Consider the following 26,675-nt stretch of genomic DNA (forward strand, 5'->3'; position numbering starts at 1 on the left):
ATATAAAATCTCCGCAATTGCTCTGGTATACTCTTGCAGCTTTCTTTGTTTCTCTGGATTCATAATTTTTCGATAGTGGTAAACATATTTAATTATGGACTAATGAGGGGCATGGTCTTTCAGAGTATTTGTACTCATCGCATAAGTGTTATGCTCCCGTGCGATTTCCCTTGCTAAACTTAGCCCCAATCCCGATCCTTCGATTTTTTGGATCTGAGTGGAGTCGCCGCGATGGAAGCGCTCAAAAATACGATCGCGCTCCCTCAAAGAAATATCTTGAGAGCTATTGACAATTTTGACAATTACTCTTTTTCCCTGACAGTTAGCCTGTAACCTGAGCCAACCCTTCGGTAAATTATATTTAATCGCATTACCAACTAGATTTTGCAAAACCTGCACCAGCAAATCGCGATCGCCCTTGATATATAAAATAGGAGCAATTGCCATTTGCACATCTAAATGCGGTGCTAGCAGTTCCATATCTTCGGCAATTTCCGATAGCAAAGCCGACATATTCACGTCAACCAAATGTAAACCCATACGTCCAGCATCGGCTAGAGAAAGTAAGAGAAGTTTACGGGTAATTTCACTCAAACGGCGCACTTCATCCAATAATTTACTCAGGGTTTGCTGTACCTCAGAACCCGATTCAACTTGATGCAAAGCCCGTTCTAGTTGGCCTTGCAAAATTGCCAGCGGTGTCTTCAGTTCATGCGCAGCATCTCCACTAAAACGAGAAGCTTGTTTAAAACTTCGCTCCAGGCGTTCTAACATCTGATTGAACACAAAAATTAATTCAACAAACTCTATATCCGTTGAACCGACAGGGACGCGCCGATCGAGCCCTTGTACGGTAACATTGCGAATAGCCATCGTGAGTCGCCCAATGGGATACAGAATACTCCGCGATATCAACCACGCTCCACCCGCTACGAATAACAGCACTACGGGAATAGAAAATAGAAAGATATTGCGAATCGATGCCATTTCACGATCGATCGCTTGTAAATTAACAGCGATCGCTATTTGAGTCTGAGGAGAATGAATCGCGCCCACACGCCAAACTGCCCTGCTAGTACGCTGGGTTGCTAGTTTAGCTTTGAAAACTCGATGAAAATTCGGTCGATCGAATTGAGGAGGCAGATCGCGCGGGGGTCTTCTTTCTCTCGGTGAAAATGAATCCGGTCGATCGGGAGGTGGCGGATAGGGTGGAGGTGGTGGATAGGGTGGAGGGGGAGGTTCTAATTGAAAAGGTATTCTAGCAGGATCGGGAGGGGGTTGGGGCAACGATCGCCATAATGTATTAGCATCAAGTCCATCTTGCCACTGGCTCGATCGGTAGAGCAAATTACCATCTCTATCAGTCACCAGCAAAGCCGCGGTTGTTTCCCCATCATTCATGCCCAAAACTGAGGGCAAAGAATCACTATAAACATCCCATTGCGTCGATTGCGGGCGGGTAGATTGGATTAACTGATTCTTGATTTCAGCATCGAGACGCTTGACCTTAGCATCGTAAATCAACCACCACGAAACAATACTAAAGCCAATCAGAGCAACACTTGCCAGAACAGCAGATAATAGAGTAATCCGAAAGCGAAAAGATTGCAGTTTCACGATGGGGAATCTGGTTTGCGAAACCGATAGCCAACGCCCCGCACGCTCTCAACCCATCCTGTACCGCCGATCGGTTCAATTTTCTTGCGAATGCGTTGAATACATACATCTACGACATTCGTATTCGGATTAAAATCATAACCCCAGATATGTTCGAGGATTTGGGTGCGGGTGAGTACCCTACCGGGCGATCGCATCAGATATTCCAACAGATTAAACTCGCGGGTTGTAAGTTCTACCGCATGGCGATCGCAGGTAACTTTTCGCAGAATGCGATCGAGCTTAACTGGGCCAACACTCAGAATATTTTGGCGATCGCCCGAAGCCCGACGCACCACAGCATAAATCCGAGCAACTAACTCCTCAACAAAAAACGGTTTAGCTAAATAGTCATCTGCACCGAGATGTAACCCTTCAATGCGATCGTCTAGTTCATTGCGAGCAGTTAATAAAATCACGGGTACGTTGCGTCCAGCCTTTCGCAGATGTTTGAGAATAGATAATCCATCTTTTCCCGGCAATACAATATCTAGGACGATCGCATCGTACTCATTATCCATCGCCCGATCGTAGCCATCGTTGCCATTATCGCAATAATCCACAACAAAACCTTGCTCTTTCAAGCCGATACAAACAAAATTGGCAATTTTTTCTTCATCTTCAACGTATAGAACATTCATAGATTTACCTATTCGGTTGCGATTATACCGCCATCATGGATTTGCTTAAATTACAAAACTGTAATCCATCCGCAGTGTTGCAGGTAATGTTTGGGGAATTTGATGTAGCTATAAACATTTTTGGGTCGGCGATCGTAACTATCATGAAAATTGCTTCACTGCTCGCATTACCTGCTACAGCGTTGCTGCTGGGATTTAGCAGCTTGACTTTCCCCGATCGGACTACAGCTAATTCTAATACTGTACTAGCCCAGAGCCAGCCCGAACCCAGTCAAGAGCGCAGACGTCCGCCCCGTATAGATTTTCCTGCTGCTGCCAAACAATTAGGAGTCACCGAAGCCGAGTTAATCGAAGCTTTGGGCCTACCCGCCAAACCGCCGGAACCGCCAAGCGAAAATAATCGCCCGTCCAGCCCACCGCCCCGTCCTCGTTTAGATATTCCCGGTGCAGCGAAAAAGTTGGGAGTCACCGAAGCAGAGTTGATTAAAATTCTGGGCATTCCACCGCGTCCACAGGGCGATCGTAATTTACCTCAAAATTCGGAAAAACCCTAATTTCTCCAGATTACAAAACTGTAATCCTAGGACAGGGATAAATGTCATATTCAACCAACTTAATGATTGTAGAGACTAACTCAAAGGCCGATCGATAATTCTCTTTTTTAGCCTGAAAGCTTCTTCAAACTTAGAAAACTAATCCAGGTAATTACATCATGCCAGCACCATTTCCTAATTCAATCAAGGCGCACCGGGCAACCAACCACCTCAAAATCAAGGCGCACAAATTACCAATTCTGCTCTACCTCCCCAAAATCCAACTCCACCCCCTCCGCCAGCTAACAGTATTAGCACCACAGCAGGAAACGACAATATTACCGGAGATAGTTTAGATAACTTCATTCTAGGTAGTAGCGGCACTGATAGCATAATTGGAGGATTAGGCACGGATACAATGAGCTATCTTTCCCTTACCAGCAGCATTAGCCTTGAGGCGAAAGGCATAGTAGATAAAGGCGCAGCAGGTACAGATACCCTGCAAAATATAGAACAAATAATTGCTCCTTTAGGACAGAGTAATACCATTGATGCTTCTACAGGTAGCGGCACAGCTTCTATTAATGTGGATTTGTCGCAGAATCGTTTGGCGGTTAACAATCTACCCGGTATCGGCACTCTGAATTTTACGGTAGAGAATTTCGTTAACGTCACAGGTACTCCGAATGTAGATGTCCTTACCGGAAACATCCAAAACAATTCTTTAGTAGGAGGAGATGGTAACGATACACTCTCAGGTTTGCGCGGCAATGATACCCTGATTGGAGTCAATCCATCAAGTGCTGCACCGGGAAGCAATGAAACGGATGTGCTGATTGGGGGTCGGGGTAGAGATATTTTTGTTCTCGGTGATGCCACTAAGAGCTACTATCAGGGAACAGGAGTTGCACTAATTCAGGATTTCCAACAAGGAATCGATCGCATTCAGTTAAGTGGGAATCTTTCCAACTACAATATAGTTGGTAACTCCATCAATTTGGCTGGTACATCTGACCAAATTGCTGTCATTCAAGGCGGCTTTACTCTTGATAGTTTCATATTCGTATAATATCAATTCCGGCTGCACTCCTTATCATACCGAGGAAACGGCACTGCCGTTTCCCTACCAAAAATAACATTGTAGGGAAACGGCACTGCCGTTTCCTAATTTCTTTTTCCTACTTCTTCCTTCGTGTCCTTTGCGTCTTCGCGGTTCAATAATCTAATTCTTCCAGCACCAAAAGAGCAAAAGCGCTAATTTTATGCAAACGCCGATCGCTCTTTAATCCAATCGAGTAAAATAGGATTGACCAATTCCGGCGCTTCATCCTGGGGACAATGACCTACGCCTTCCAAAGGAATAAATTTTTCAACAGCCGGAAACTTTGCCAATTCTCGCCCCAATGCGATCGGCTCCCAAGGGTCGTCCGTACCCCACAAAATCAAAGCCGGACAGCTTAAACTGGGCAACAAATCCTCCGGTAGCGGGCCTTGAGAATAACTGATAAATGCTACAAATACTTCGACTGCACCGCTATCTCGGGCAGGTTTCAGCAGCATATTTACCAGTTCGTCGCTGACAGCTTCTGGACGGCGATATGCTTGTAAAAGCACTTTTTTTACTGTTTTTGGCGTTGCTAATTGTTTAAAAAATAATTGACTTATCCACTTGACATTTAAAACTTTTTGTGCGATTGGCGCTCCAAAACTGCGATACCAAGGCAATTCGGCGCGTTTGCGATCGTGCAGCAACCGCAAGGAACAATTGAGTAAAATTACGCCAGAAGCAATATCGGGAAAATCAACAGCCGCTTGCATAATTGCCACACAGCCGATCGAATTTCCGACCAAAAAAGCCGGCCCGCCCGCAACTTCCCGACAAAAATCAGCAATTAGCTGTCCCCAAGTTTCAAAAGTATAGTCAATCTCAAGTTTGGGCGCTGGTTTAGCAGAACCGCCAAAACCGATGAGGTCGATCGCATAACAGCGGCAATCAGCAGCCAGCGCCGGCAAATTCTTGCGCCAGTGGCCCCAAGACGCGCCGAAACCGTGGACAAACACCACCGCAGGCCCCTGGGAACCCGCAGCCTGGTAGCAAATCGGAAAGCCTTTCCACAGCCAAGTTTGAGGTGCAACAGCAGTTGACGAAGTGGGAGTAGAAGATGTCATGGGATTTTAGATTTTAGATTTTAGATTTTAGATTTTAGATTTTAGATGAATGCAAGGCTGCAAAGGACTCAAGTCATTACTACAAACCCTATCGCAATTCGAGGCAACCGCTAGGACATAAATCCCAAACCCTCATCCCTCTTCCTTCAGCGTCCTCAGCGCTCTCTGCGGTTAATACCTCTTCCTTCTTCCCTCTTCCCTCTTCCCTCTTTCCTCTTCCTTCTTCCTTCTTCCTTCTTCCCTCTTCCTTCTTCCTTCTTCCTTCTTCCTTTGCAGTTAGAGCCGATATTATGTCAGGATTAAAGATGCTGACTTGTTTGCCTTATTGAAATTTCCCTTATGCCAACGATCATTTCCACTGCTGTCGTACCGTTTTTGGGGTCTGAAATTGTACCAGACTACGACACCGCCAAAGTAGTAATTTTACCAATTCCCTACGAAGCTACCACCACTTACCGCCGGGGGTGCGAAAACGGGCCGGCGAAACTTCTAGAAGCTTCTCATCAACTCGAGTGCTATGACGAAGAATTGGATTCCGAAGTTTGCTACGATGTCGGAATTTATACAAAAGAGCCGATCGCCGATACCCGCAACAGACAACTGGTTTCATCCTCAGAAATGCTGCAAGTCACCCAAGCCGCAGTCCACCAGCTAGTTACCGAAAATAAATTTGTCATCTCCCTCGGAGGCGAACACAGCATCACTGCAGGCGTTGTCGAAGGTTATCGCCAAGCATACCCGGATGAACCTTTCACAGTCGTGCAAATCGACGCCCACGGCGACTTGCGGCACGAGTACGAAGGCTCGATCCACAACCACGCCTGCGTGATGCGGCGCGTTGTCGATATGGGCTTACCGACACTGCAAATCGGCATTCGCGCTATCTGCAAGGAAGAAGCCGACTTGATTAAAGCAAAACAGCTAAACGTGATTCGAGCCAGAGAAATCGCTACTCAACCGGATTGGGCAGATCGAGCAATTGCCAGCATCACAACTAAGCGAGTATTTTTGACGATCGACTTAGACGGCATCGATCCGACTTTAATTCCAGGGGTGGGAACGCCCGAACCGGGCGGGTTAAATTGGTATTCCCTCACCGGATTTTTGCGCCGCGTCTTCGAGTCCTACGAAGTCATCGGCTGTGACATTATGGAATTAGCACCTGTTGTAGATTCTGTTGTTTCGGAATTTACCGCAGCCAAATTAGCGTACAAAATGATTGGGTATCAAGCTCTGGCTCAAGGTTGGCTAAAACAGGACGAGGAATAAACGGGTAAGTATGAGTTAAAATTGGCTGCGGGCAAGGCTAAAATTAAGACAAAGCCCAAAAACAGCCAATTTTATAGATACCAGGAGTTTCATCTTTCTTTGGTTGCAAATACCGATCTTCATATCCTTAAAAAATGAGTTTACTAATGGAAACAACCGGCACTCCGATTAACGGCTACGCTCCCGATTTTGAACTGCCGGGAGTAGACGAAGACGTTCACCATTTAGCTCGGTATTTAGAAAAATATCGAGCTATTGGGGTGATATTTATGTGCAATCACTGTCCTTACGTGAAGTTGTATCTAAATCGCCTGAAAGAAATTCAAGCAGAGTTTCAAGATCGAGATGTTACTTTGATCGGGATTAATGCTAATGATGCAAACCAGCATCCCGACGACAGTTTTGAGAACATGAAAATTTTTGCAGCCAACAATCAACTCAACTTCCCCTACATCCGAGATGTTGCTCAAGATGTGGCTGAAAGTTTTGGGGCTTCTAAAACGCCGGAGGTTTTTTTGTTAGACCAAGACGGCAAACTGCGCTATAAAGGTTTAATTGACGACAACGCCGACGATTCGGGGGCGGTGCAAGTTTCTTATTTGCGGAGTGCGATCGACCAATTGCTCAACAGCCAATCCGTGGAGCCTTCAACTACAGAGGCGATCGGCTGTTCTGTCAAATGGCGAGAATAGGGAGCTTTAAAGTTAACAATCCTGGATGCAGAACCTAATTATGTAGGGGTGCGCACTGCGCACCTTATCGCTTTAAGTAGTGCCTAACTTCTGTTAACGAACCCCGAAGAATACGAAGAAAGAAAGAGAAGAAGATACTTTTATAGGGGTTTCCGAGTAACTTAAAATTAAAATTAAAAACTATTTTCGGTGAACTTAAAAAATACACGCATTCTCAGTTTGATTGTCGCAGCCCTTGCGGCGGTAGCACTGCTGATTAGTTGGAACTTATTTCAGAGTGTTTCTCCAGTCGCAACAGCGCAACAGCGCACGTCTTTAACCGTATCTGCGGCTATCAGTCTGTCGCAAGCCTTAGCAGAAATCAAGACTGTTTATCAAGGCAGCAATCCCAATGTTACTATCACTTATAATTTCGGTGCTTCCGGCGCCCTCGCACAGCAGATCCAGCAGGGAGCCCCGGTAGATGTATTCTTGAGCGCTGCTACCAAACAAATGGATGCTTTGCAGCAAGCTAATTTGCTGATTAACGACACGCGCCGCAATTTGCTAACAAATCGTCTAGTTTTGATTACTCCTAAAAATGGCATAGTTTTGACCGATTTCAAACAGTTAACAGATGCTAGAATCAAGAAAATTGCGATCGGCGAACCGAAAAGCGTACCTGTGGGCCAATACGCTCAAGAAATGCTAACTAAGCTTGGATTGTGGCAGCAACTCCAGCAAAAATTAGTGCTAGGAAATAACGTCCGCCAAGTGCTGACATTTGTCGAAAGTGGCAATGCGGATGCTGGCATAGTTTACACGACTGATGCCAAAGCATCGGACAAAGTAACTGTGCGGCTAACGGCTGCCGAAAATTTGCACTCGCCCATTGTTTATCCGCTGGCAGTTATCAAAAACAGCCGCAATCCGGCTGCTGCGAAAGCGTTTGTTGAGTTTTTGGCTGGCGATCGAGCTAAAATAGTATTTCAGAAATATGGATTTGGCATAGTTCGGTAACTAACTAATTCGGGATTTTTTACCGCTGATGAAAGCAGATAAGCGCTGATTAACGCGGATTTATTTATATATAGATGGAATTTGATATTTCTCCGCTCTGGATATCTCTAAAATCCTCCACTATTGCGACATTTCTCACTTTTTTCCTGGGAATAGCCGCCGCCCGGTGGATGCTTTCAACTCGCATCAGAGGTAAAGCTTTGATTGAAGGGATTTTCATTTCTCCCTTAGTTTTGCCGCCGACAGTAGTCGGATTTTTGCTGCTGATGCTGTTTGGGAGAAATGGGGCGATCGGTCAATTATTGCTACAATTCGACTTTACTATAATTTTCACTTGGCAAGCCGCCGCCATTACTGCCACAGTTGTATCATTTCCCCTCATGTACAAAACTGCTTTGGGAGCTTTTGAGCAAATTGATGCCAATCTTCTCAACGCTGCTCGCACTTTGGGAGCCTCCGAGTGGCAAGTCTTTTGGCGGATTATGTTACCGCTAGCATGGCCGGGAATTTTAGCAGGAACTATTCTCGCATTTGCCCGCGCTTTGGGTGAATTCGGCGCGACGCTGATGTTAGCGGGAAATATTCCCGGACAAACTCAAACTATGCCGATGGCAATTTATTTTGCTGTGGAAGCAGGGGATATGAGGCAAGCTGGTATTTGGGTTTTGATTATTCTGAGTCTTTCTTTGAGCGTGCTAACTGCTGTTAATTTTTGGACTGATTTACAAAGGATATCGCCCAAACCGAATTCGAGCCATAGATTGCACTCAAATCTTCCTAAAGTCGCGTCTACTTTTACCACAAAATCCCAACAACAATCGAAAAGCGGACTTTGTTTAAGCATTTTTAAACCTCTCTCCAGCTTTGCCTTGGATGTCGGCTTCGATATCGGCCCGGAAGTGCTGGGAATTTTGGGCGCGTCGGGTTCCGGCAAAAGCATGACTCTGCGCTGCCTCGCTGGTTTGGAAACTCCCAGCAGCGGTAAAATTGCAGTCAACGGCAAGGTTTTATTTGACTCAGCACAGGGCATTAATGTACCTTCTAAAGACCGCCGCATCGGTTTTTTGTTTCAAAACTATGCTTTATTTCCTCACCTGACAGTGGCTGAAAATATTGCGTTTGGCTTGCAGCATTTATCTGAAAGCGAGCAAAAACTTCGGGTAAAAGAACAGCTAATTTCGGTGCAAATGTCGGGACTGGAAAACCGCTACCCGCACGAACTTTCGGGGGGTCAGCAGCAGCGGGTGGCTTTAGCAAGGGCGATCGCCCCTTCTCCAGAATTGCTGCTGTTAGACGAACCGTTTTCTGCTTTGGATACTCATTTGCGGAGTCAACTGGAACGCGAGTTAATGCAGACTCTGGCTAATTATCGGGGAATTACTTTGTTTGTCAGCCACAATTTAGAGGAAGTTTACCGGCTGTGCAAAAATCTGTTGGTGTTGGCCGAGGGAAGGCCGATCGCCTTTGATACCAAAGAGAACATTTTCGATCGCCCTGGCAATTTCACTGTCGCCCAGTTGACTGGCTGCAAGAATTTCTCAGCAGCTAAACCGATCGCAGAAACTCTCGTGGAGGCGATCGACTGGGGCTGTACTCTGACTGTAGTCGAACCAATTCCCAAATCTCTAGTTTCTGTGGGAATTCGAGCTCATCAACTGAGTTTTGTTAGCGGGTGCGATCGTGAAAATACTTTTGCTTGTTGGATCGCCTCGACTGTGGAAACTCCGCACCGGGTGACATTATATCTCAAATTGCACTCGCCTCCCAATGATTCCCAAGATTATCACTTGCAAGCCGAAGTTTTCAAAGAAAAGTGGAGGGCTATTAAGGACAATCCTTTTCCCTGGTATGTTCATTTCGAGCCAATTAGGTTAATATTAATGGAGGCATGAGTTAACTAGCAATATACCGTTAACCGTCAACACTCAACAGTTAACAGCTAACCGTCAACACTCAACAGCTAAATACATCTTAACCCAACATCAAATCATGACTGAAAAAGTTCAAAAAACCGACGCAGAATGGCAACAGCAACTCACGCCAGAACAGTTTAAAGTCGCCCGAAAGAAGGGAACGGAAAGAGCTTTTAGCGGCGAATATCACGACAACAAAAAAACCGGAACTTATAAGTGTATTTGCTGCGGCACTGAGCTATTTAAATCAGAAACAAAGTTCGATTCCGGTACAGGTTGGCCGAGTTTCTACGCTCCCGTTAGCGAAGAAAATGTCAAGTGCGAGTCGGATAACAGCTTGTTCATGCGCCGAACAGAGGTACTGTGCGCTGTTTGCGACGCTCATCTCGGTCACGTATTTAACGACGGGCCGAAACCTACCGGTCAGCGTTACTGCATGAATTCTGCTGCTCTTAATTTTGTCCCCAAGGATTAAATTTAGTCAACCGTTCTCAGTCAACAGTTCTGGAACAGGCTTTTGGGTCTGTTCTGGGTAATTGATGTTCAAAATGCACCCATGCTGCTATCTTATGGTGGAGGCAAACAGAGTAAAAAAATAGTGGCGGCATGGGGATGGTTTATCAGCGGGTTTTGCTGAAGCTCAGCGGTGAAGCGCTGATGGGCAGCTTGGGCTACGGCATCGATCCGATAGTCGTTCAGTCGATCGCCCAGGAAGTGGCCAAAGTCGTGTCCGAAGGCATTCAAATCGCGATTGTTGTCGGTGGCGGCAACATTTTTCGCGGGGTGAAAGCTGCTTCGGCAGGGATGGATCGGGCAACGGCTGATTATGTGGGCATGATTGCTACGGTGATGAATGCTATCACTTTGCAGGATGCCCTAGAACAAGTAGGAGTGCCAACGAGGGTGCAATCGGCGATCGCCATGCAAGAAGTAGCTGAACCCTACATCCGGCGGCGGGCGATTCGCCACCTCGAAAAAAAACGAGTAGTAATTTTTGGTGCCGGTTCTGGCAATCCTTTTTTTACTACGGATACTACAGCCGCTCTGCGGGCGGCTGAAATTGATGCAGAGGTGATTTTTAAAGCTACTAAGGTAGATGGGGTGTACGATTCCGACCCCCACCTCAACCCCAACGCGCGCAGGTATCAAACCCTCACCTACGGACACGTCTTGAATCAAGACTTGCGGGTGATGGACAGTACCGCGATCGCCCTTTGCAAAGAAAATAATATTCCTATTATGGTATTTGACCTCTCGGTGTCGGGCAACATCTACCGAGCTGTAATGGGAGAATCTATTGGAACTCTTGTCGGAGGTTTTTGTGAAGTTAGCTGAAGCAGAAGATCATATGCAAAAGGCAGTTGAGGCTACTCAACGGTCTTTTAATACTATTCGGACGGGACGGGCCAACGCCTCCCTCCTCGATCGAGTCATGGTAGACTATTACGGCTCTCCAACTCCGATCAAATCCCTTGCCAATATCGGCACGCCGGATGCGACTACGATCAACATTCAACCGTTCGATCGCACAGCGCTCAACTCGATCGAAAAAGCGATTTCCCTGTCAGATGTAGGACTCGTTCCCAACAACGACGGTTCAGTTATTCGCTTGAACATTCCGCCGCTGACGAGCGACAGACGCCAAGAATTTGTCAAAATGGCCAGTAAGTTTGCTGAAGAAGGTAAAGTTGCAATTCGCAATATCCGCCGCGATGCCGTTGACTCGATTCGCAAGCAGGAAAAAAGCAGCGATATCTCTAAAGATGAATCGCGGGACTTGCAAGATAAAATTCAAAAGCTGACGGACAAGTACATTGCCAAAATAGAAGAAGTTCTAGCAGCGAAAGAGAAAGATATCACGACAGTTTAGGGAATGGGAAATTGGGCCTGGGGAATAGGAATAGTTTTGAGATTGCCGAGAGCCGGTCGCTAACAACGCCCCGACTCTCGATGAGTTGTGATTTGTGAGTTAAAAACTCAAGATTTAACACTCATAAGTTAGCAATTACCAGTTACTAATTCCCTGTTCCCCACAACCAATTACCAATAACCAATTACCCATAACCAAAAATGTTTGATGGCATTATTGTCGGTGCAAGCCCGGCAGGTAGCACAGCAGGTTATCACCACGCAAAGCAGGGACCTTCTGTTTTGGAAAGAACCAAAACTCTGTTCGATCGCAAGTTTAGAAACTCGCTCAATCAAGGGCTATTCGCTCAATTTCGATTTTGGTACTATTAAAAAAGGTTTTATCTGGAGCTTTCCCAAAGCTGACGGCTACTCTTTGAGTATTGCTGCGATGCGCGGCGACAAGCCAAAAGATATCAAGAAAATTTTGGCCGACTGCGCCACTAAGTGCGGTGCTGATGTTAGTGTCAGCAACGTGCGGGAACACCCCATGAGTCTGTGGGATGCCGATCGTAAATTGCATTCGCAAAATACTCTGCTTGTAGGAGACGCCACCAATCTTACCGACCCCCTCTTCGGCGAAGGGATTCGACCTGCCCTATTTAGCCGATTTAAGGCTGCTCAGGCGATATATCGAACTCTTGGAGGTGCGGGCGACGCTAAGGAGCAGTATACTCAAACGATCGGCCAAAAAAGGGGAACTGATATGGTTTGGGCCGGTCGCTTGGCTAGAGCATTCTATCAGTTTACAGGAGCTGCTTACAGAGCGGGCGTCAAATTGCCGATCGCTACTCAGTTGACGAGCTAAATTTTGTGCGGTGAACTGGGTTATGCTGATATCGCTAACCGCGCTCTTAAAAAGCTGATGCCGTTTTAGGACGAAGAAAGAAGGAAAAAGGAAGATTCTTAAATCCCAATTCCTTATTCTTCATTCCCAATTCTTAATCGTTAATTTAAAAATAGGAATTACGCACTATTCCTCAGAAAGCCAGTTGATTCCTAGATTTTTTGTGGCCAAGCCCAATTTTTTCCAAGAAACGGGGTGCAAAAGCGTAACTCCTATTTTAAATAAAGTCGATGCGAGGCTTTTTTAATACCAGCCCCGCGCTGCTTATAGAATTAATCTCAGATAGTCTTGACAAAAAGTGGTTTGATAAGTTACTAAGAGTGCGGTGAGGTGCTTTAGGCGCACCATGAATAATTACATTCTACCTAAATCCTGTAAAATATAAAATCTCAAATCTAATGATAATTTATTTTTATAAAGTAGAGGAGCCTTACGGCTGCTTTTCTAATTTTTCACTACACGACATTAGTCTGCACGGTCAAGATTGGTTGACTGTGGAACATTACTATCAAGCGCAAAAATTTGTTAGCACTGATGAAAGATTAGTGGCGACGATTCGAGCCGTAGCAACTCCCCAGGAAGCCGCCAAATTAGGTCGCGATCCAAACCACCGGATTCGCGCTGATTGGGAAGCGGTGAAAATTCCTATTATGCGCGAAGCAGTTTTAACTAAGTTTCTCGTTCATACAGACATTCAAGCTATTCTCCTCGCCACAGGGGATCGAATGATTGTCGAGGATTCGCCAACAGATTACTACTGGGGGTGTGGCTGCGACCGAACCGGTCAAAATCATTTGGGTAAAATTCTGATGAGCGTGCGCAAGGAAATTAGTCAGCGCCTTGCGGGCTGATAAAAATTCAAATTCTTTCGTTCGTTATCATTGTATAAACTTTTACAACAAATGTCAAACTATCCTAACAATCAATAGTTTTGATAGTAAAAGTTTAATATTGCGAGAAATTTATAAGAGGATTAAAATAATAATTATTATTTGCTTAAGTCGCTCAGCAGGTTGAAGGCAGGGACTCAACCGGCGCGATCGCAGATTTTTATGATCCCAAGGCGCCAAAGGCGATAGACCGTCGCCTCTCACCAGTGCGCCACCGATTAACTGTACAGATCGGTTGAATCAAAAACTCAGGGTGGTGCATTTGAGTTTGAGCGCTCCAACAGCACATCAAAACTTTTTATTATCATTGTATAATTACAAAAGGAGATTTATTATGCAATTCACAGAAAATACGCAAGAATTACATCATAAACTAGACAGAGAAGTTTTGGTACGGCGGATAACTGAACGCATCCGCCAATCTTTAGAATTAGAAGATATTTTAACCAGTACGGTAGTAGAAGTGCGGTCTTTTTTGAAAACAGATCGCATTATGATTTACAGATTTAGTGTTGACGGGAGTGGAGAAGTTGTTGCTGAGTCAATTAATAACAACCGTCTCCCTTCCTTAAAAGGACTGCACTTTCCAGCAGACGACATTCCCGCACACGCCCGGGAGATGTATGTGAGTATGCGCCTGCGGACAATCATAGATGTTAACTCCGGGACGATCGTCCTGAGTCCCCTTGATGCTGCAGACACGGGTCAACCTTTAGTAAATGAAGAGATGCACTACCGAGCGCTCGATCCTTGCCACACAGCTTACCTGATGGCAATGGGAGTGCAATCTTCCTTAGTCGTCCCGATTTTGCACCGCACGATCGCGTCGGAAAACAGCAACACAGATATCTGCGATGCCCGGACCTGTTTGACTCGATACGAGCCAGGAAACAATCAAAAAATTCACATCGAACTGTGGGGACTTTTAGTGTCTCACCAGTGTGCCCCCCTCAATATTTCACCAGCAGATTTAGAAGTAGTTCAGCTCGTATCAGATCAATTGTCTAGCGCTATCGCCCACGCGCTCCTCCTCCAGCAAACCCGCTCTCAAGCCACCCGGGAAGCTACCGTGAGCCGCATAGCAGCCCTGTTGTACGGTCACGCTAACATTCAACTGCAACAAGGTTTAGAAGCCACCGTCACCGCTTTGGGCGGCAGTGGCGGCAGACTCTATCTCAACCCCCCCAACATCAAGGGTGAAAAGTTATCGGTTGCCAAGATCGATCGAGCATTTTCCATTACCCCTGCCCAAAGTGATGCTACCTTTGAACTGTTCGCCACAGGAGAACAACCCACACTTCCCGACTGGGAAACAGTCAAGGCGATCGAAGCTCATCCTCTCTGGCAGCAATGGCTAACCAAAGGATTCAAAAATACCGAAGAACTTCCCAAATTCCCAATTATTACTAATGCTCAATTTCCAGTTTGGATAATTACAGACTTATACAAAGAACCTTTATTTAGAGTTTTAGTTCCAGCTTTCCAAACTACTAAAATTCGGGGTTTGCTGGTAATTCCGCTCCACTACCAACAAAAAATAGTCGGCTGTTTGACCATTTTTCGCAATGAAATTGATACCGAAAAAATGTGGGCGGGGCGCTTTGATAGCAGCGCTGCACAAAGGCTTCCCAGACAATCCTTTGAACTCTGGCGAGAAATTAAAAAAGGTCAGTCACCAGAGTGGAAGTCCGAGGATATAGAGCAAGCTTTAGCTATAGGCAGCCAATTTTGTGCGGCAATTGGGCAGTACGTTCTTTATAAAGAAGTGCAAGCCCTAAATGCCAACTTGGAGCGTCAAGTTCAAGAACGCACCGCCCAATTGCAAAAATCCTTGGACTTTGCCCAAGTATTGACGCGAGTTAGAGACCAGATTCGCAGCACCTTAGATTTAAAAACCATACTGCAAACTATTGTGCGAGAAGTCAGACTTTTGTTGGATACCGATCGCACGGTAATCTACCAGTTTGCAGAAGACAAACAGGGCGAGGTAGTTGTCGAAGCTGTTTGCGGCCAGTGGCGGTCAATTTTAGGTATCACATCTCCACAAGAATGCTTTACCGAAGCCTCAGACTGCTTTTCTCAAACCGGGCGGGTGCGAGCAATTAATGATATTTATACTGAGGATTTAACAGCCTGTCACCGCGAATTTTTGGAAGATTTGCAGGTGAGAGGAAGTTTAATTGTGCCCATGAGGGGCAAAGATTCCCAATTGTGGGGGTTGCTGATTGCCCATGAGTGTTCGGGGCCCAGAGTTTGGCAAACAGCAGAACAGGAATTGGTGCAACATTTAGCGGCTCAAGCTGCGATCGCCATTCACCAAGCAGAACTTTATCAAGAAAGTCTCGATGCAGCAACTGCCGATCGATTAAAAGCCGAACAGCTAGCTAAAACCCTCACAGAACTGCACAATACCCAAGCCCAACTGATTCAAACCGAAAAAATGTCCAGTCTCGGACAACTGCTGGCGGGAGTCGCCCACGAAATCAATAACCCCGTTAACTTTATCTACGGCAATCTGTCCCACGCCAGCGAATACACCAAAGATTTGCTCTGCTTGGTGGCACTCTACCGCCAGCACTACCCCAATCCCAACCAAGAAATTAGCGAGTGCTCCGAAGCAATCGACATCGAATTTCTTGCCGAAGATTTGCCAAAAATTTTGGGTTCCATGACAGTCGGAGTTGACCGCATCCGCCAGTTAGTTGTATCTTTGCGCAATTTTTCTAGGAGCGATCAAGCCGAGAAAAAAGCTGTTGACATTCACGAGGGCATCGACAGTACCCTGTTGATTTTGCAGCACCGGATTAAAGCCAATTCCGATCGCAACACCGTAGAAATTATTAAAGAATACGGCAATTTGCCCTTAGTAGAATGCTATGCCAGCTCGCTCAATCAGGTATTTATGAATCTGATCGGCAATGCCCTTGACGCCCTAGAAATGAGACAAAAAGAGCGAGTTATGAATCTTCCCTTTCCAGTGGCAAGTGGAGCGGTGACACATTTAAGCTCGCAAAAACTGGCTGTAGAGCCACTAGATATAAATGCCAGCACCGAATGTTTGATTCCTGATTTCCCATCCCCTTGCATTCGGATTCGCACCGAATTAATCGATGAAAAAAGGGTAGGAATTTATATTGCCGACAACGGTCACGGCATCCCCAAAGAGTTAATCTCTCACATCTTTAATCCGTTTTTTACTACTAAACCCGTCGGTCGGGGCACGGGTTTAGGACTGTCTATCAGTTACCAAATAGTAGTTGAGAAACACCAAGGCGTACTCAAGTGTGTTTCTATACCTGGTCAGGGTACAGAATTCAGGATCGAGATTCCACTGAATTAGGTAACTGTTAAGGCAAGATCAACTTCACCAGCACAGAACCGATCGAACCCAGAAGACTCATAAAGTTGCCACCGCCGCCCGTGCGGGGTTCCGTAGGCTTTTGGCGCGCAACAATGGCTTCGGCTAACTGCTTTGACAATTCCTGACCTTGGGGATTCCCTTGAGCTGCAAAGAGTTCCTTAGCTCGATCGGCGTCTAGAGTCGCGCCGGCGAAGTCTCCCAAGTCAGCGCGAGACATACTCCGCGCAAAATAAACGGCTGCTAAATCCGATTTCAGATTCAGGGCTTGATTGTAATAATCAATGGCGTTTCTGTAGTTTCCTGCTTGAGCTTCCAGCACTCCCAACCGATAGAAGTCTTCAGCGGTGCCGATATTGGTTGGCATTCCTCTAACTCCGAGCAGTTGCGCGTTAGTTAAATTGGCGTTGAGCAAATTGGCGTCACTGAGATAGGCACTTCTCAAGTCAGCACCGCTGAGGTTGGCACCGGTGAGGTTCGCCCCCGTCAGGTTGACGCCAAACAGGCTGGTGCCGCTGAGGTTGGCACCGCTGAGGTCAGCCCCGGTGAGGTTGGCTCGGCTGAGGTTAGCCAATCTCAAGTCAGCACCTTTGAGATTGGCTCCGGTTAGGTTGGCTAAAACCAAGCCAGCACTGCTGAGGTCGCAGTTGGGGCACTGTCGGGTGGCTAGTAATTGTTGCGTGTGTTGGATGTTCTCGGCGGGTGCAGGAGCGATCGGGGCGATCGCGCTCAGCAGCGTTGCAGCAGCGAGGATTCTGAGTTTCATTTTAACCGTCCAAAATCCAAAATATTAAATCTAAAATAGCTTTTATCGAAGCAATTGAAAATCACCATAACACGAGTTCACCAACAAATCCTTTGGCTCGCCGTATGTAGGAGTTCTGTGCGCCATCAGCACCCTACATTGAAGTTATCCGCCTTACCTTAGTGTCAAATAAACACTTCCCTGCCAATAAATTAGGGTAATGAATTACTCATTACCCTTTAGCCGCGGTTCTCGGCAAGCATAAAAATTAACAAATAAATTACTCGTGAATCGTGCCGTCGGGCATCGTCGTACCCTTAAGATATACTCCGCTCAGGTTGACTTTTGTAAGATTTGCTCCCAATAGGTTTGCGCCGCTTAAGTCTGACGCACTTAAAATCGCTTCAGTCAAGTCTGCCCTAATTAGATTCGCCCCCATTAAGTCGGCTCCGCTGAGGTCTACTTTGCTCAGGTTTGCGCCAATTAAATCGCATTCTGTGAGCACTGCCCTGCGCAAGTTTACTCCGTAAAGATTTACTCCGTGCAAGTCTGCACGGCTGAGTGTTGCGCGAGATATGTTGGCTCCAATTAAAGTTGCTTGTATCAGGGAAGCTCCGCTCAAGTCTGCTTTGCTGAGGTTCGCTCCCATCAACTCAGCTCGATTCAGGTTAGCTTCAGCTAAAAGTGCTTCTGTGAGGTCGGCGCCACCTAAGTCTGCTCTGCTCAAATTAATCTTGCACAAATTGGCTTTGCCAAAGTTGACTCTGTTGAGTTTGGCTTTGCTGAGATTGGCTCCAATCAAGTCGGCTTCATACAGATTGGCTCCAATCAATTCGGCTTCGTAGAGGTAAACCTCGTGCAGGTAGACCCCGCTAAAATTTCTTTCTCCTATTGCGTATAGCTTGAGCAGTTCGTCAACGTTCATTGTGGCTTCTCTACACCTTTTAAATGAAGAATACTGTCAGCAAGCTGGTTACACCGGATGTTCTGCTATTTTAGATTTTAGGTTCTGAAAGATTCAGACTCATGGTGAGACTTCCCTCAATCTGCAAGGTTTTAGGTGGAAAGTCCGATCGAACCCATAACTTTTTGTGGCTAGTTGAGCTTACTGAGTATTAACGTGATTTAGATCACTAATTGGTGTTAGTAGTATCACATAGGAACCACAATTTCGATCACAGCAGGCTGGAAAAAATAGCCGATACTTATACAAGAATGCTGAGAAATTGACAATGCCACCCTCGTCGTGTTTTACTCAACTGGCGATAAAGCAAGTTGTTTCACAGATAATTGTCCGCTTGCTGTGAAAGTCGGTTCCAACGTCACTCGGCGCTAGCCGCTCCGGGCGATCGGAGAGTAGATATATCAGGATTTCTCGCACAGCGAAAGTCAGAAATGCACTTCTGGTAGTAGGAGAATGTCTGTATAAAAATGCGATCGCTAATGTACAGACCAAGCCTGTTTGCTATCATCTAATGACTAAAAATCACCCATACGTTCGCCAAAAATACCAATAAATAAATACAAAAAAACCATGATATAAATATTTAACAATAAGAGCAAAAATGGTATTCCTTAAAAGTCACCTATTGCCGCTAATGTTACACTCGATAGGTTAACGGCTATCAGTATTAGCAATGATGCTTGTCTATCAAATACAAAACTGACCCAGAAACCCGGTTTTTTACCGAAAAACTTCGTTGCAATCCTTGCTCCAGGTTAAAAAGAATCAGCTTTCTGAGCGTTTCAGTGCGTCCAGGAATCAAAAACTTTAATGAGAGCGCTTTTTTTTGTATTGCTTGATGGCAACCAAAAGGCGAGCATTTAGGAGCGAATTTTGCTCCATTGTCAAACAAAGGTATTGTATAACCCTAATCGTGAGGTAATTGATATGGCTGGAGTATGTAAACTTAGCATTACAGAGACAAGTGAAGAACTAAAAAACTTGTTAACTGAACAAAAAACGGCAAGTGGCTTTCAAAAAATTCAAGCACTTTACCTGTTCAAAATTTCTCATGTTAAGACAGTTAAAGAATTGGCAATGACGATCGGGGTAAACCGAATTACAGTGCAACGGTGGCTGAGAAAGTACCGCTCTGACGGACTCGAAGGACTCCTCGAAACAAAGCACAGCGGCGGCCGCAAGCCGGCCATTCCTCATCTGGCCCGCGCTAGTTTGGCAATGCGCCTCAGCGACCCTCAGAAAGGCTTTAAAAGCTATGGAGAAATTCAAGAGTGGTTGCAGCAGGAATACAGCATTGAGGCTTCCTATAAAGCGGTTTACGCCACAGTCAGATACCACCTAAAAGCCAAGCTGACCAAAGTCTAGAGACTTCATACCAAGTCCGATTAATCACAGATTATCTAATGGTTGGCAGTCAGCTTTTGAAGCTTTTGAGGAGTTTCGTCGTCACGACAAACCTGACTAATTCTTTTTTAACAAAACGCGCTCTTATACACTGCGGAGCATATACATTATATGTGGCGGCGATTGGGGTGAGTTGGAGAAAATTTGACGCTTTTCCCGCGTTTGTGAAAAATGTTTAAAAAATGCGCCATAAATCATAACTTGCAAGTTTTGTCTAATTTGCAGGTTTTGTTATATGGATGTAAAAATTGGCAGTGGCTAAGGCAAAAATCGATCCAAAGCCGCTTTCAACTCTTCTATTTCGGTATCAATATTGCCTTCTTTTGCGGCTCTGGCGATGCACTCAGTTAAATGTTCGTCGAGAATGATTCTCGCTACGCGATCGAGCGCTCCTCGAACCGCAGCAACTTGCACGAGAACTTCGGGACAGGGACGGTTTTCTTGCACCATAGTTTTGATGCCGCGGACGTGTCCCTCAATCCGAGACAAGCGATTGACCAGCCGCCGCATGGATTCTTCATTGTGAAGGTGAGGGTGGGCTGATTTATCGTCGTGATGGTGGTGGGAATTTGAGGCTACGGATTTGTCAGTAGAAGTATCAGATATAATCATCGGGGTTACAAGGGCAATTTTAAAAGTTAGAAAAAGTTAGGATTGAGAATATGTTGAGTTTGTACTGGCTCCTGGCTCATGTATTGTAACTGTTGTATTGTAACTGTCAAAATATATTTAGGATCTTCATAGCGACAGATTATTGATTCCGCACGATCGAATACCTTTACTAGACTAACCCAGAGTAACCAAGATTGACGCTATGCCACTATTTAAGTTTTTTCGCCCCGCGCCCCGAACCGTTGCTCCTTGGTTCGCACTAATTTTAGGAATGACCATCGCCCTGAGTGCTTTAGCAATCAATGCTGCACCCGCTACCGCCGCTGACGGCACAAATCCGCCCAACTTACAGTTGCAGAGTTTCCCAGCCACCGCCGCGAATCCGCAACTGTTAGCGCTGCGGAGTCCGGAACTACCGGGGGATACCGGCAGCTTTGTCACGGCCGCCGTCGATCGAGTCGGGCCGGCAGTTGTCCGTATTGATACTGAGCGCACAGTCAGCCGCAACATCGACCCCTTAATGGAAGACCCTTTCTTCCGCAGATTTTTGGGAGAAGACTTGCGCAGCATGACCCCCAGACAAGAACATTTGCGCGGTCAAGGTTCCGGCTTCATCATTGACAAAAGCGGGATTGTTTTAACCAACGCTCACGTAGTTGACAAAGCCGATCGAGTGACTGTCACCTTAAACGACGGCAGAACATTTCCAGGAGAAGTGCAAGGTACTGACGAAGTAACAGATTTGGCTGTTGTCAAAATTAATACTAAGCAATTAGACTTACCGACTGCCACCTTGGGAGATTCCGACGCGGTGAAAGTGGGAGATTGGGCGATCGCCGTGGGCAACCCCCTCGGATTTGACAACACCGTCACATTAGGCATTATCAGCACCCTCAAACGCTCCAGTGCAGCCGTCGGCATTCCCGACAAGCGGCTCGATTTCATTCAAACCGACGCCGCCATCAATCCCGGCAATTCCGGTGGCCCCCTGTTAAACAGCAGAGGAGAAGTGATTGGCATCAACACCGCGATTCGAGCTGACGCAATGGGTATTGGCTTTGCGATTCCGATCGCCAAAGCCAAGGCCATCTACGCGCAGTTAGCCAAGGGAGAACAAGTCAGCCATCCGTTTTTGGGGATTCAGATGATTGCTTTGACTCCTGAAATGGCCAGAGAGAATAACGCTGACCCCAATGCTCCTTTGATTGTGCCGGAAGTCAAAGGCGTGTTAGTGATGCGAGTTGTGCCAAATACGCCGGCTGAGAAAGCGGGGGTTCGCAAGGGGGATGTCATCGTTCAAATTGACGGTGAGGGAGTGACTGAACCCGAACAGTTGCAAAGTTTGGTGGACAACAGCAAAATCGGTCAAATTCTGGAACTGAAGGTGCGCCGCGGTTCGCAGATTAAAGAAGTCGCCGTTCAAACTGCTCAATTGCAAGATTTTTAGAAGTGAAGAGGAAGGGGGAAACTGTTAGAAAACCTTTCCTTCTTCCTTCTTCCTTCCTCTATATGACACGAATTCAACTTGCCTATCCCAAAATTCCAGATAGTAAAAATTGCCCTCACGAACACTGTATAGCTTTTGAGAAGTACGATGGTACTAATTTGCATTGGGTTTGGGAAGTAGAACTCGGTTGGTATGCTTTGGGTACGCGTCGCAGTAGATTTGATTTGGATGAGATAGGAATTGCAGAATTTAACGCTGCGCATCCAGGTTTAGAAGCAGCACCTGAAATATTTAAGATAGATTTTGCTAGTCCGTTAGAGTCTATATTTCGAGAGAACGAACAGTATCACTGCGCTGAAATTACTGTGTTTACAGAGTTTTTTGGTGCTAATTCGTTTGCGGGAATGCACCAAAAGGACGATCGCAAACAATTGGTGCTTTTTGATGTGGAAACAGATCGCGGTATGGTTGTTCCCGATCGGTTTATTCAGGATTTTGGTAAATTAAATATTGCGCGAGTGATTTATCGCGGCAAACTGACAGGCAAGTTTATGGATGATATTCGCGAGGGGAAATACGGTGTGGATGAAGGTGTTGTGTGCAAGGGAGGCCGCAATGCTAATAATCTGTGGATGGTGAAAATTAAGACTGATGCGTATATGCAGAGATTGCAGGAAGCTTTTAAGGATGATTGGGAAAATTACTGGGAGTAATATCAAACTGATAGATCGACTGTCACAAGCCAAAGTGGGAGATATCCGCAATCCCCTTGGATTTGACAATACCGTTGCGTAAGTCATCAGGAATTAAAGTATATTGGTCGTAATCAATAGACAGCCAATAAAATAATCAGGGAAAATTTAGTTATGACATCTGTGGAGCTTGAAAAAAAAGCCATGACTGAAGAAGATGTGGCAAAGTTATGGGAAGCCTTCAAAGTATTTGACGCGGACGGGAGCGGTGGTATTTCATCAGAAGAACTGGGTCAAGTGATGCGATCGCTAGGCCAGAGTCCTAACGAAATCGAGCTGCGCGACATGATCAAGGAAGTAGACGTAGACTTGTCGGGCAGTATCGATTTTGAGGAATTCAAAATGCTGATGGTGTCCCAGCAGGGCGATCGCCAGAGTCGTCTCAAAATGGCATTTAGTGTATTTGATGAGGATGGCAGCGGTCAAATCACTAAAAACGAGATGCAGGGTGTGATGAGCCAGTTTGGACTCACAGAGCAAGAGCTCGATGAGATCGTCAAAGAGGTAGACCATGACGGCGATGCCTCAATTGACTTTAAGGAATTCTGCAAACTGGTACCGGATGAGTCAGAGCTCACAACCGGATATCAAGACTCGCCCGTTCCGATTGTCAGCACACAGACAACCGAGATTTCAGACAGTACAGCGGCTGCGATCGCAAGTACAGCAACTGCTATCAACGAGGCAGCTTCTGCCACTATTGAACCTAATCTAGAAGAAGCACCCACCGATAGCAATCCAGAAATAGCGCGGCTAAAAGAACTACTCGCGCAACACCCACAAGCTGAGAACAAGCGCGGTACGTCCCGCTTGCAGATGCAGATTGGTTTGTTTCGTCTGATCCAGGGAGCAGCCTACCGCAGCTTCCGCGAAAGTTTTTCCGCCAACCACGAGACTCACCTGCGCGTGAGAAACTTGCCATACAGAATCGCTGATTTTGTGCAATTTGTCAGGAGTGCGATCGCGCTTTATAAAGGATTAGGTGTAGTAGAATCTGCGTGCAACCCTGTACTGGATGCAGTAGTGAAATCGATCGAAGATGAATATGCCCGACTGCAAGCTCGCATCAAAAACTGGAAGACTATAGAAAAAACTCCAGAAATGTTGGCAGAACAAAAAGCCATGTTGGAAGCGCGGGGTAAGTCTGCCAGCGCCAAGGAAAAGTTTGCGGCGGGAGTGGAGTTTGCAATCACCATCAAGAAGAAAAGTCTAAACTTGCGGGACATCGCCGAGGGTGTGCTTGCCGTGAACGAACTCAACCGATTGAGAAAAATGGAGCTGAGTGAGGAAATGGCACCGCCACCAGCCCAATCCGAGGGAGATCCCAAAGAGTACCTGAAGAAGTGGAACCGCGTTATCCTCTCGGATGCCTCAGAAGAAATCGATGGTGCGATGATGCCAGTCGCCTATTGGTATGAAGACTTTATGCCGAAGCTGCTAGCTGCCTTCAGCGTCAGCACAGCAGCAGACATCCCCTTGAACACGGTGGCTGACGAAGCAGCTTTAAACCAGTGGTACGAAGCCACTAAAACGTCAGGGGAATTTGGGCGCTATGGGGCGGATGTTGTAGAAAGCTTTCCCAAATGCGCTCCAAAACAAAAGCTAATGCTCAAACAGGCATGGCGCTTGACGCACAACTACCTCAACGGGGTACAGAAACGGCGCGAACGCTTGGAGTTTGGGCGCGAGTCTGGCGAACTCTCGCAATATGTATCGTTCATTGACGTGTATATCGATCGCAGTGAAATAAAAAATTCACAAATGCGCGTCAGCTTCCCGTATTATATTGGCCCTGCGGTGTGGCGTTTCTTCCACACTACGGCTGAAATCGTCTCTACCAAGACCCCCCAACAGCAAAAAACTCTGGTGGCAATCTTCAAGGACTTTTTCAAGCTGTTTGCCACTATGTATCCCTGCCCCTACTGCCGCCACCACCTCAACGCCTACGTCGTGCAGAATAAAGAGGTGGAAATGTACCCTGTGGAGTACCTCGTGCTTGGGCGCGACCCGCGTCTGAATGACTTTGAGGTATCAATGGAGGCGAAGCTGTCCACCGTAGTAGATGGGGCTTCCCTGCGCTTATTCTTCTGGAAGTTACACAATACTGTTTCCTCATCAATTGCGCGATCGGAGGAGTGGTATCACAAGGATGAGAAAGCATTCTACACCACTCGTTATTGGCCCAGCATTGACTCTGAGCTAGCACGAGCCAACGCCCTCAAACACATCAGCATTGCCACCGATCGGATGTACCGCCTCTACGGTATGCTCAAGCCAGCGGCACGACTGACAGGTGTGAGAGCAACATTGCAAAAGCTGTTGGATAAGAGGGATGAGGAAGGCATCAAGGAGGCCTGCTTAGTTGCCCAAGATTACATCAAGGAGTTGGAGGAGGCGATCGTCACCGGACAATTCCTACAAGAGACATATTACTTTGACCCTGACCTTGTGGATCGAGCTCCAGTCTTTAGTCCTGAAGAAGAGGAGTTTGCTCGCAGCGGTGTGTTCGTAGAGGTTGCTTAGATATCAGCAAGTAAAAAGTTAAGTTTTTAAGCTTAACTTTTTACCCCTTCAAAATTTAGAGAGAACGAACAGTATCACTGCCCTGAAATTACTGTGTTTGCAGAGTTTTTTGGTGCTAATTCGTTTGCGGGAATGCACCAAAATGACGATCGCAAACAATTGGTGCTTTTTGATGGGGAAACCGATCGCGGTATGGTTGTTCCCGATCGGTTTATTCAGGATTTTGGTAAATTAAATATTGCGCGAGTGATTTACAGCGGTTCCCGCTGTAATTTGGTACAATAAATAATAACAAAATATCATTTTGCATTCAAAACTAATGAAAACATATTCCCTCGATCTCCGCAAAAAAATAGTGATAGCACATTTGGTTCAAAAAATGTCAATTAGGAAAGTATCCATCACGTTTGGTGTCAGCAAAAGTCTTGTCCAAAAACTTGTAAAACAACAACAAATCGCGGGAAAATTACAACCTAAACAAAGGGGTAAACCACAATTCAGTCACCTAGCAAATGCGGAAGCCATCATCAGAATACTGGTGGCTGAGCATCAAGATGCTACTTTGATAGAGCTATGTGAATTCTTTGCTATTAAGACGGGAAATTGGGTGAGTCGGACGGCAATGTGTCGCTACTTACAGAAATTAGGACTCAATCGTAAAAAAAAACATGGCGCAGTAGCCGGGACTGAAAGAGTCCAAAAATTGAGAGTGGAGTATTGGGAAAAGATCAAAGATATCGATCCAGAAAATGAGCGTATTTTTGGATGAAACTGGTATCCTACTAGGACTGAGCATAACTCATGCACGTTCACAACGCGGGACAAGAGCATACCAAAAAAAAGCATTTTATCGGGGTGGTAAAGTCACAGCTATTGGCGCAATTAGTATGAATAAAGTGTTAGGCATTGATGACAATGAATGATTCAATGGATGGACAGGTATTTGCTATATTTATTCAGCATTTTTTATGTCCTAAATTATGGGAAGGAGCGGTAGTAGTGATGGATAATTTACCCGCCCATAAATTAGCATCAATCAAGCCAATGATTGAATCTGTAAGAGCGACTATTATTTGTTTATCTCCATACTATCCCGATTTTAACCCAATAGAGCTTTGGTGGTCGCAACTCAAATCTTTTTTGCGTATGTTCACTCCAACTACCACGTCCATGATAGATCAAATAATTGCAGTTGTCCTCAACTTAATCAATCCTCAACATTTAAGAAATTGGTTTGCTAATTGTTGCTATTGTACTTCATAACCCACATTCGGCACCCCCAACTGGCACATATGCTGCTTGAGGGGGTAAAAGTGAATCATCCGAGACTGAGCGTGAGTAAAAATACTCAAT

Annotated in this window: 26 protein-coding genes; 20 read left to right on the forward strand and 6 right to left on the reverse strand. The window is 45.9% G+C overall.

Translation table 11 applies throughout. The features are described from left to right. Positions 1-99 precede the first annotated feature (99 nt). Positions 100-1,617, reverse strand: a complete 1,518-nt coding sequence (locus tag E5S67_RS23915) for an ATP-binding protein (RefSeq protein WP_172190861.1) — start codon at positions 1,615-1,617, stop codon at positions 100-102. After that, the gene (locus E5S67_RS23920; protein WP_172190862.1) at positions 1,614-2,297 is read right to left on the reverse strand and encodes a response regulator transcription factor; all 684 of its coding nucleotides are present in this window, start codon (positions 2,295-2,297) and stop codon (positions 1,614-1,616) included. Before E5S67_RS23920 ends, E5S67_RS23915 begins: the two co-directional genes overlap by 4 nt. A gap of 35 nt (positions 2,298-2,332) precedes the next feature. Between E5S67_RS23920 and E5S67_RS23925 the strand changes: the two genes are divergently transcribed. From E5S67_RS23925 to E5S67_RS23930, 3 genes are all read left to right on the forward strand, one after another. Beyond that, positions 2,333-2,851, forward strand: a complete 519-nt coding sequence (locus E5S67_RS23925; protein WP_216670678.1) for a hypothetical protein — start codon at positions 2,333-2,335, stop codon at positions 2,849-2,851. Positions 2,852-3,009: 158 nt separating this feature from the next. Continuing rightward, complete coding sequence (locus E5S67_RS33620; protein WP_246276959.1) at positions 3,010-3,186, forward strand: hypothetical protein; 177 nt, start codon at positions 3,010-3,012, stop codon at positions 3,184-3,186. A gap of 62 nt (positions 3,187-3,248) precedes the next feature. Next, positions 3,249-3,899 (forward strand): M10 family metallopeptidase C-terminal domain-containing protein, encoded by a 651-nt coding sequence (locus E5S67_RS23930; protein WP_246276960.1) that lies wholly within the window; start codon positions 3,249-3,251, stop codon positions 3,897-3,899. A 191-nt stretch (positions 3,900-4,090) separates the two neighbouring features. On the opposite strand, the gene E5S67_RS23935 is transcribed toward E5S67_RS23930, so the two are convergent. Beyond that, the gene (locus tag E5S67_RS23935) at positions 4,091-4,999 is read right to left on the reverse strand and encodes an alpha/beta fold hydrolase (RefSeq protein WP_172190864.1); all 909 of its coding nucleotides are present in this window, start codon (positions 4,997-4,999) and stop codon (positions 4,091-4,093) included. Positions 5,000-5,338: 339 nt separating this feature from the next. Here E5S67_RS23935 and speB point away from each other — a divergent pair, with 339 nt between their 5' ends. The 10 genes from speB to E5S67_RS23985 all read left to right on the forward strand — a co-directional run bounded on the left by speB (position 5,339) and on the right by E5S67_RS23985 (position 16,857). Then, a complete protein-coding gene (speB, locus tag E5S67_RS23940) occupies positions 5,339-6,268 on the forward strand; it encodes an agmatinase (RefSeq protein ID WP_172190865.1) in 930 nt (309 codons plus the stop codon). A 134-nt stretch (positions 6,269-6,402) separates the two neighbouring features. Then, on the forward strand, positions 6,403-6,960 hold the full coding sequence (locus E5S67_RS23945; protein ID WP_172190866.1) for a thioredoxin family protein: 558 nt from the start codon (positions 6,403-6,405) through the stop codon (positions 6,958-6,960). Between the two features lie 189 nt (positions 6,961-7,149). Then, positions 7,150-7,959 carry a molybdate ABC transporter substrate-binding protein gene (gene modA, locus E5S67_RS23950; protein WP_172190867.1) on the forward strand — a complete coding sequence of 270 codons (810 nt, stop codon included), beginning with the start codon at positions 7,150-7,152 and terminating at the stop codon, positions 7,957-7,959. Between the two features lie 74 nt (positions 7,960-8,033). After that, complete coding sequence (gene modB, locus E5S67_RS23955) at positions 8,034-9,851, forward strand: molybdate ABC transporter permease subunit (RefSeq protein WP_172190868.1); 1,818 nt, start codon at positions 8,034-8,036, stop codon at positions 9,849-9,851. Positions 9,852-9,948: 97 nt separating this feature from the next. Further along, positions 9,949-10,347: a peptide-methionine (R)-S-oxide reductase MsrB gene (gene msrB, locus E5S67_RS23960; RefSeq protein ID WP_172190869.1), complete on the forward strand. Its 399-nt coding sequence runs from the start codon at positions 9,949-9,951 to the stop codon at positions 10,345-10,347. A gap of 131 nt (positions 10,348-10,478) precedes the next feature. Beyond that, a complete protein-coding gene (gene pyrH, locus E5S67_RS23965; RefSeq protein ID WP_216670679.1) occupies positions 10,479-11,207 on the forward strand; it encodes a UMP kinase in 729 nt (242 codons plus the stop codon). Then, positions 11,194-11,742: a ribosome recycling factor gene (frr, locus tag E5S67_RS23970; protein WP_172190871.1), complete on the forward strand. Its 549-nt coding sequence runs from the start codon at positions 11,194-11,196 to the stop codon at positions 11,740-11,742. Before pyrH ends, frr begins: the two co-directional genes overlap by 14 nt. A 207-nt stretch (positions 11,743-11,949) precedes the next feature. After that, positions 11,950-12,588: a geranylgeranyl reductase family protein gene (locus E5S67_RS23975; protein ID WP_216670680.1), complete on the forward strand. Its 639-nt coding sequence runs from the start codon at positions 11,950-11,952 to the stop codon at positions 12,586-12,588. Between the two features lie 437 nt (positions 12,589-13,025). After that, on the forward strand, positions 13,026-13,478 hold the full coding sequence (gene ybiA / locus E5S67_RS23980) for a riboflavin biosynthesis intermediates N-glycosidase (RefSeq protein ID WP_172190872.1): 453 nt from the start codon (positions 13,026-13,028) through the stop codon (positions 13,476-13,478). A 373-nt stretch (positions 13,479-13,851) separates the two neighbouring features. Next, a complete protein-coding gene (locus tag E5S67_RS23985; RefSeq protein WP_172190873.1) occupies positions 13,852-16,857 on the forward strand; it encodes a GAF domain-containing protein in 3,006 nt (1,001 codons plus the stop codon). A 7-nt stretch (positions 16,858-16,864) separates the two neighbouring features. Here E5S67_RS23985 and E5S67_RS23990 read toward each other — a convergent pair whose 3' ends face one another. Together E5S67_RS23990 and E5S67_RS23995 are read right to left on the reverse strand one after the other, a co-directional pair. Continuing rightward, complete coding sequence (locus E5S67_RS23990) at positions 16,865-17,641, reverse strand: pentapeptide repeat-containing protein (protein ID WP_172190874.1); 777 nt, start codon at positions 17,639-17,641, stop codon at positions 16,865-16,867. 259 nt (positions 17,642-17,900) lie between these two features. After that, a complete protein-coding gene (locus E5S67_RS23995; protein ID WP_172190875.1) occupies positions 17,901-18,545 on the reverse strand; it encodes a pentapeptide repeat-containing protein in 645 nt (214 codons plus the stop codon). Positions 18,546-19,511: 966 nt separating this feature from the next. Between E5S67_RS23995 and E5S67_RS24000 the strand changes: the two genes are divergently transcribed. Further along, the gene (locus E5S67_RS24000; protein ID WP_172190876.1) at positions 19,512-19,949 is read left to right on the forward strand and encodes a helix-turn-helix domain-containing protein; all 438 of its coding nucleotides are present in this window, start codon (positions 19,512-19,514) and stop codon (positions 19,947-19,949) included. Positions 19,950-20,246: 297 nt separating this feature from the next. On the opposite strand, the gene E5S67_RS24005 is transcribed toward E5S67_RS24000, so the two are convergent. Further along, positions 20,247-20,600 (reverse strand): metal-sensing transcriptional repressor, encoded by a 354-nt coding sequence (locus E5S67_RS24005; protein ID WP_172190877.1) that lies wholly within the window; start codon positions 20,598-20,600, stop codon positions 20,247-20,249. 202 nt (positions 20,601-20,802) lie between these two features. Between E5S67_RS24005 and E5S67_RS24010 the strand changes: the two genes are divergently transcribed. The 6 genes from E5S67_RS24010 to E5S67_RS24035 all read left to right on the forward strand — a co-directional run bounded on the left by E5S67_RS24010 (position 20,803) and on the right by E5S67_RS24035 (position 26,585). Then, on the forward strand, positions 20,803-22,047 hold the full coding sequence (locus tag E5S67_RS24010) for an HhoA/HhoB/HtrA family serine endopeptidase (protein WP_172190878.1): 1,245 nt from the start codon (positions 20,803-20,805) through the stop codon (positions 22,045-22,047). Between the two features lie 62 nt (positions 22,048-22,109). After that, positions 22,110-22,760, forward strand: coding sequence for an RNA ligase family protein (locus tag E5S67_RS24015; RefSeq protein ID WP_172190879.1), 651 nt, complete (start codon positions 22,110-22,112; stop codon positions 22,758-22,760). A 153-nt stretch (positions 22,761-22,913) separates the two neighbouring features. Continuing rightward, positions 22,914-25,322 carry an EF-hand domain-containing protein gene (locus E5S67_RS24020; RefSeq protein WP_172190880.1) on the forward strand — a complete coding sequence of 803 codons (2,409 nt, stop codon included), beginning with the start codon at positions 22,914-22,916 and terminating at the stop codon, positions 25,320-25,322. Between the two features lie 93 nt (positions 25,323-25,415). Further along, on the forward strand, positions 25,416-25,607 hold the full coding sequence (locus tag E5S67_RS24025) for a hypothetical protein (protein WP_246276961.1): 192 nt from the start codon (positions 25,416-25,418) through the stop codon (positions 25,605-25,607). A 34-nt stretch (positions 25,608-25,641) separates the two neighbouring features. Next, a complete protein-coding gene (locus E5S67_RS24030; protein ID WP_172190881.1) occupies positions 25,642-26,091 on the forward strand; it encodes a helix-turn-helix domain-containing protein in 450 nt (149 codons plus the stop codon). A gap of 146 nt (positions 26,092-26,237) precedes the next feature. Next, positions 26,238-26,585: a transposase gene (locus tag E5S67_RS24035; protein WP_172190882.1), complete on the forward strand. Its 348-nt coding sequence runs from the start codon at positions 26,238-26,240 to the stop codon at positions 26,583-26,585. Positions 26,586-26,675 lie beyond the last annotated feature (90 nt).

Source organism: Microcoleus asticus IPMA8 (assembly GCF_013179805.1).
Taxonomy (GTDB): domain Bacteria; phylum Cyanobacteriota; class Cyanobacteriia; order Cyanobacteriales; family Microcoleaceae; genus Microcoleus; species Microcoleus asticus.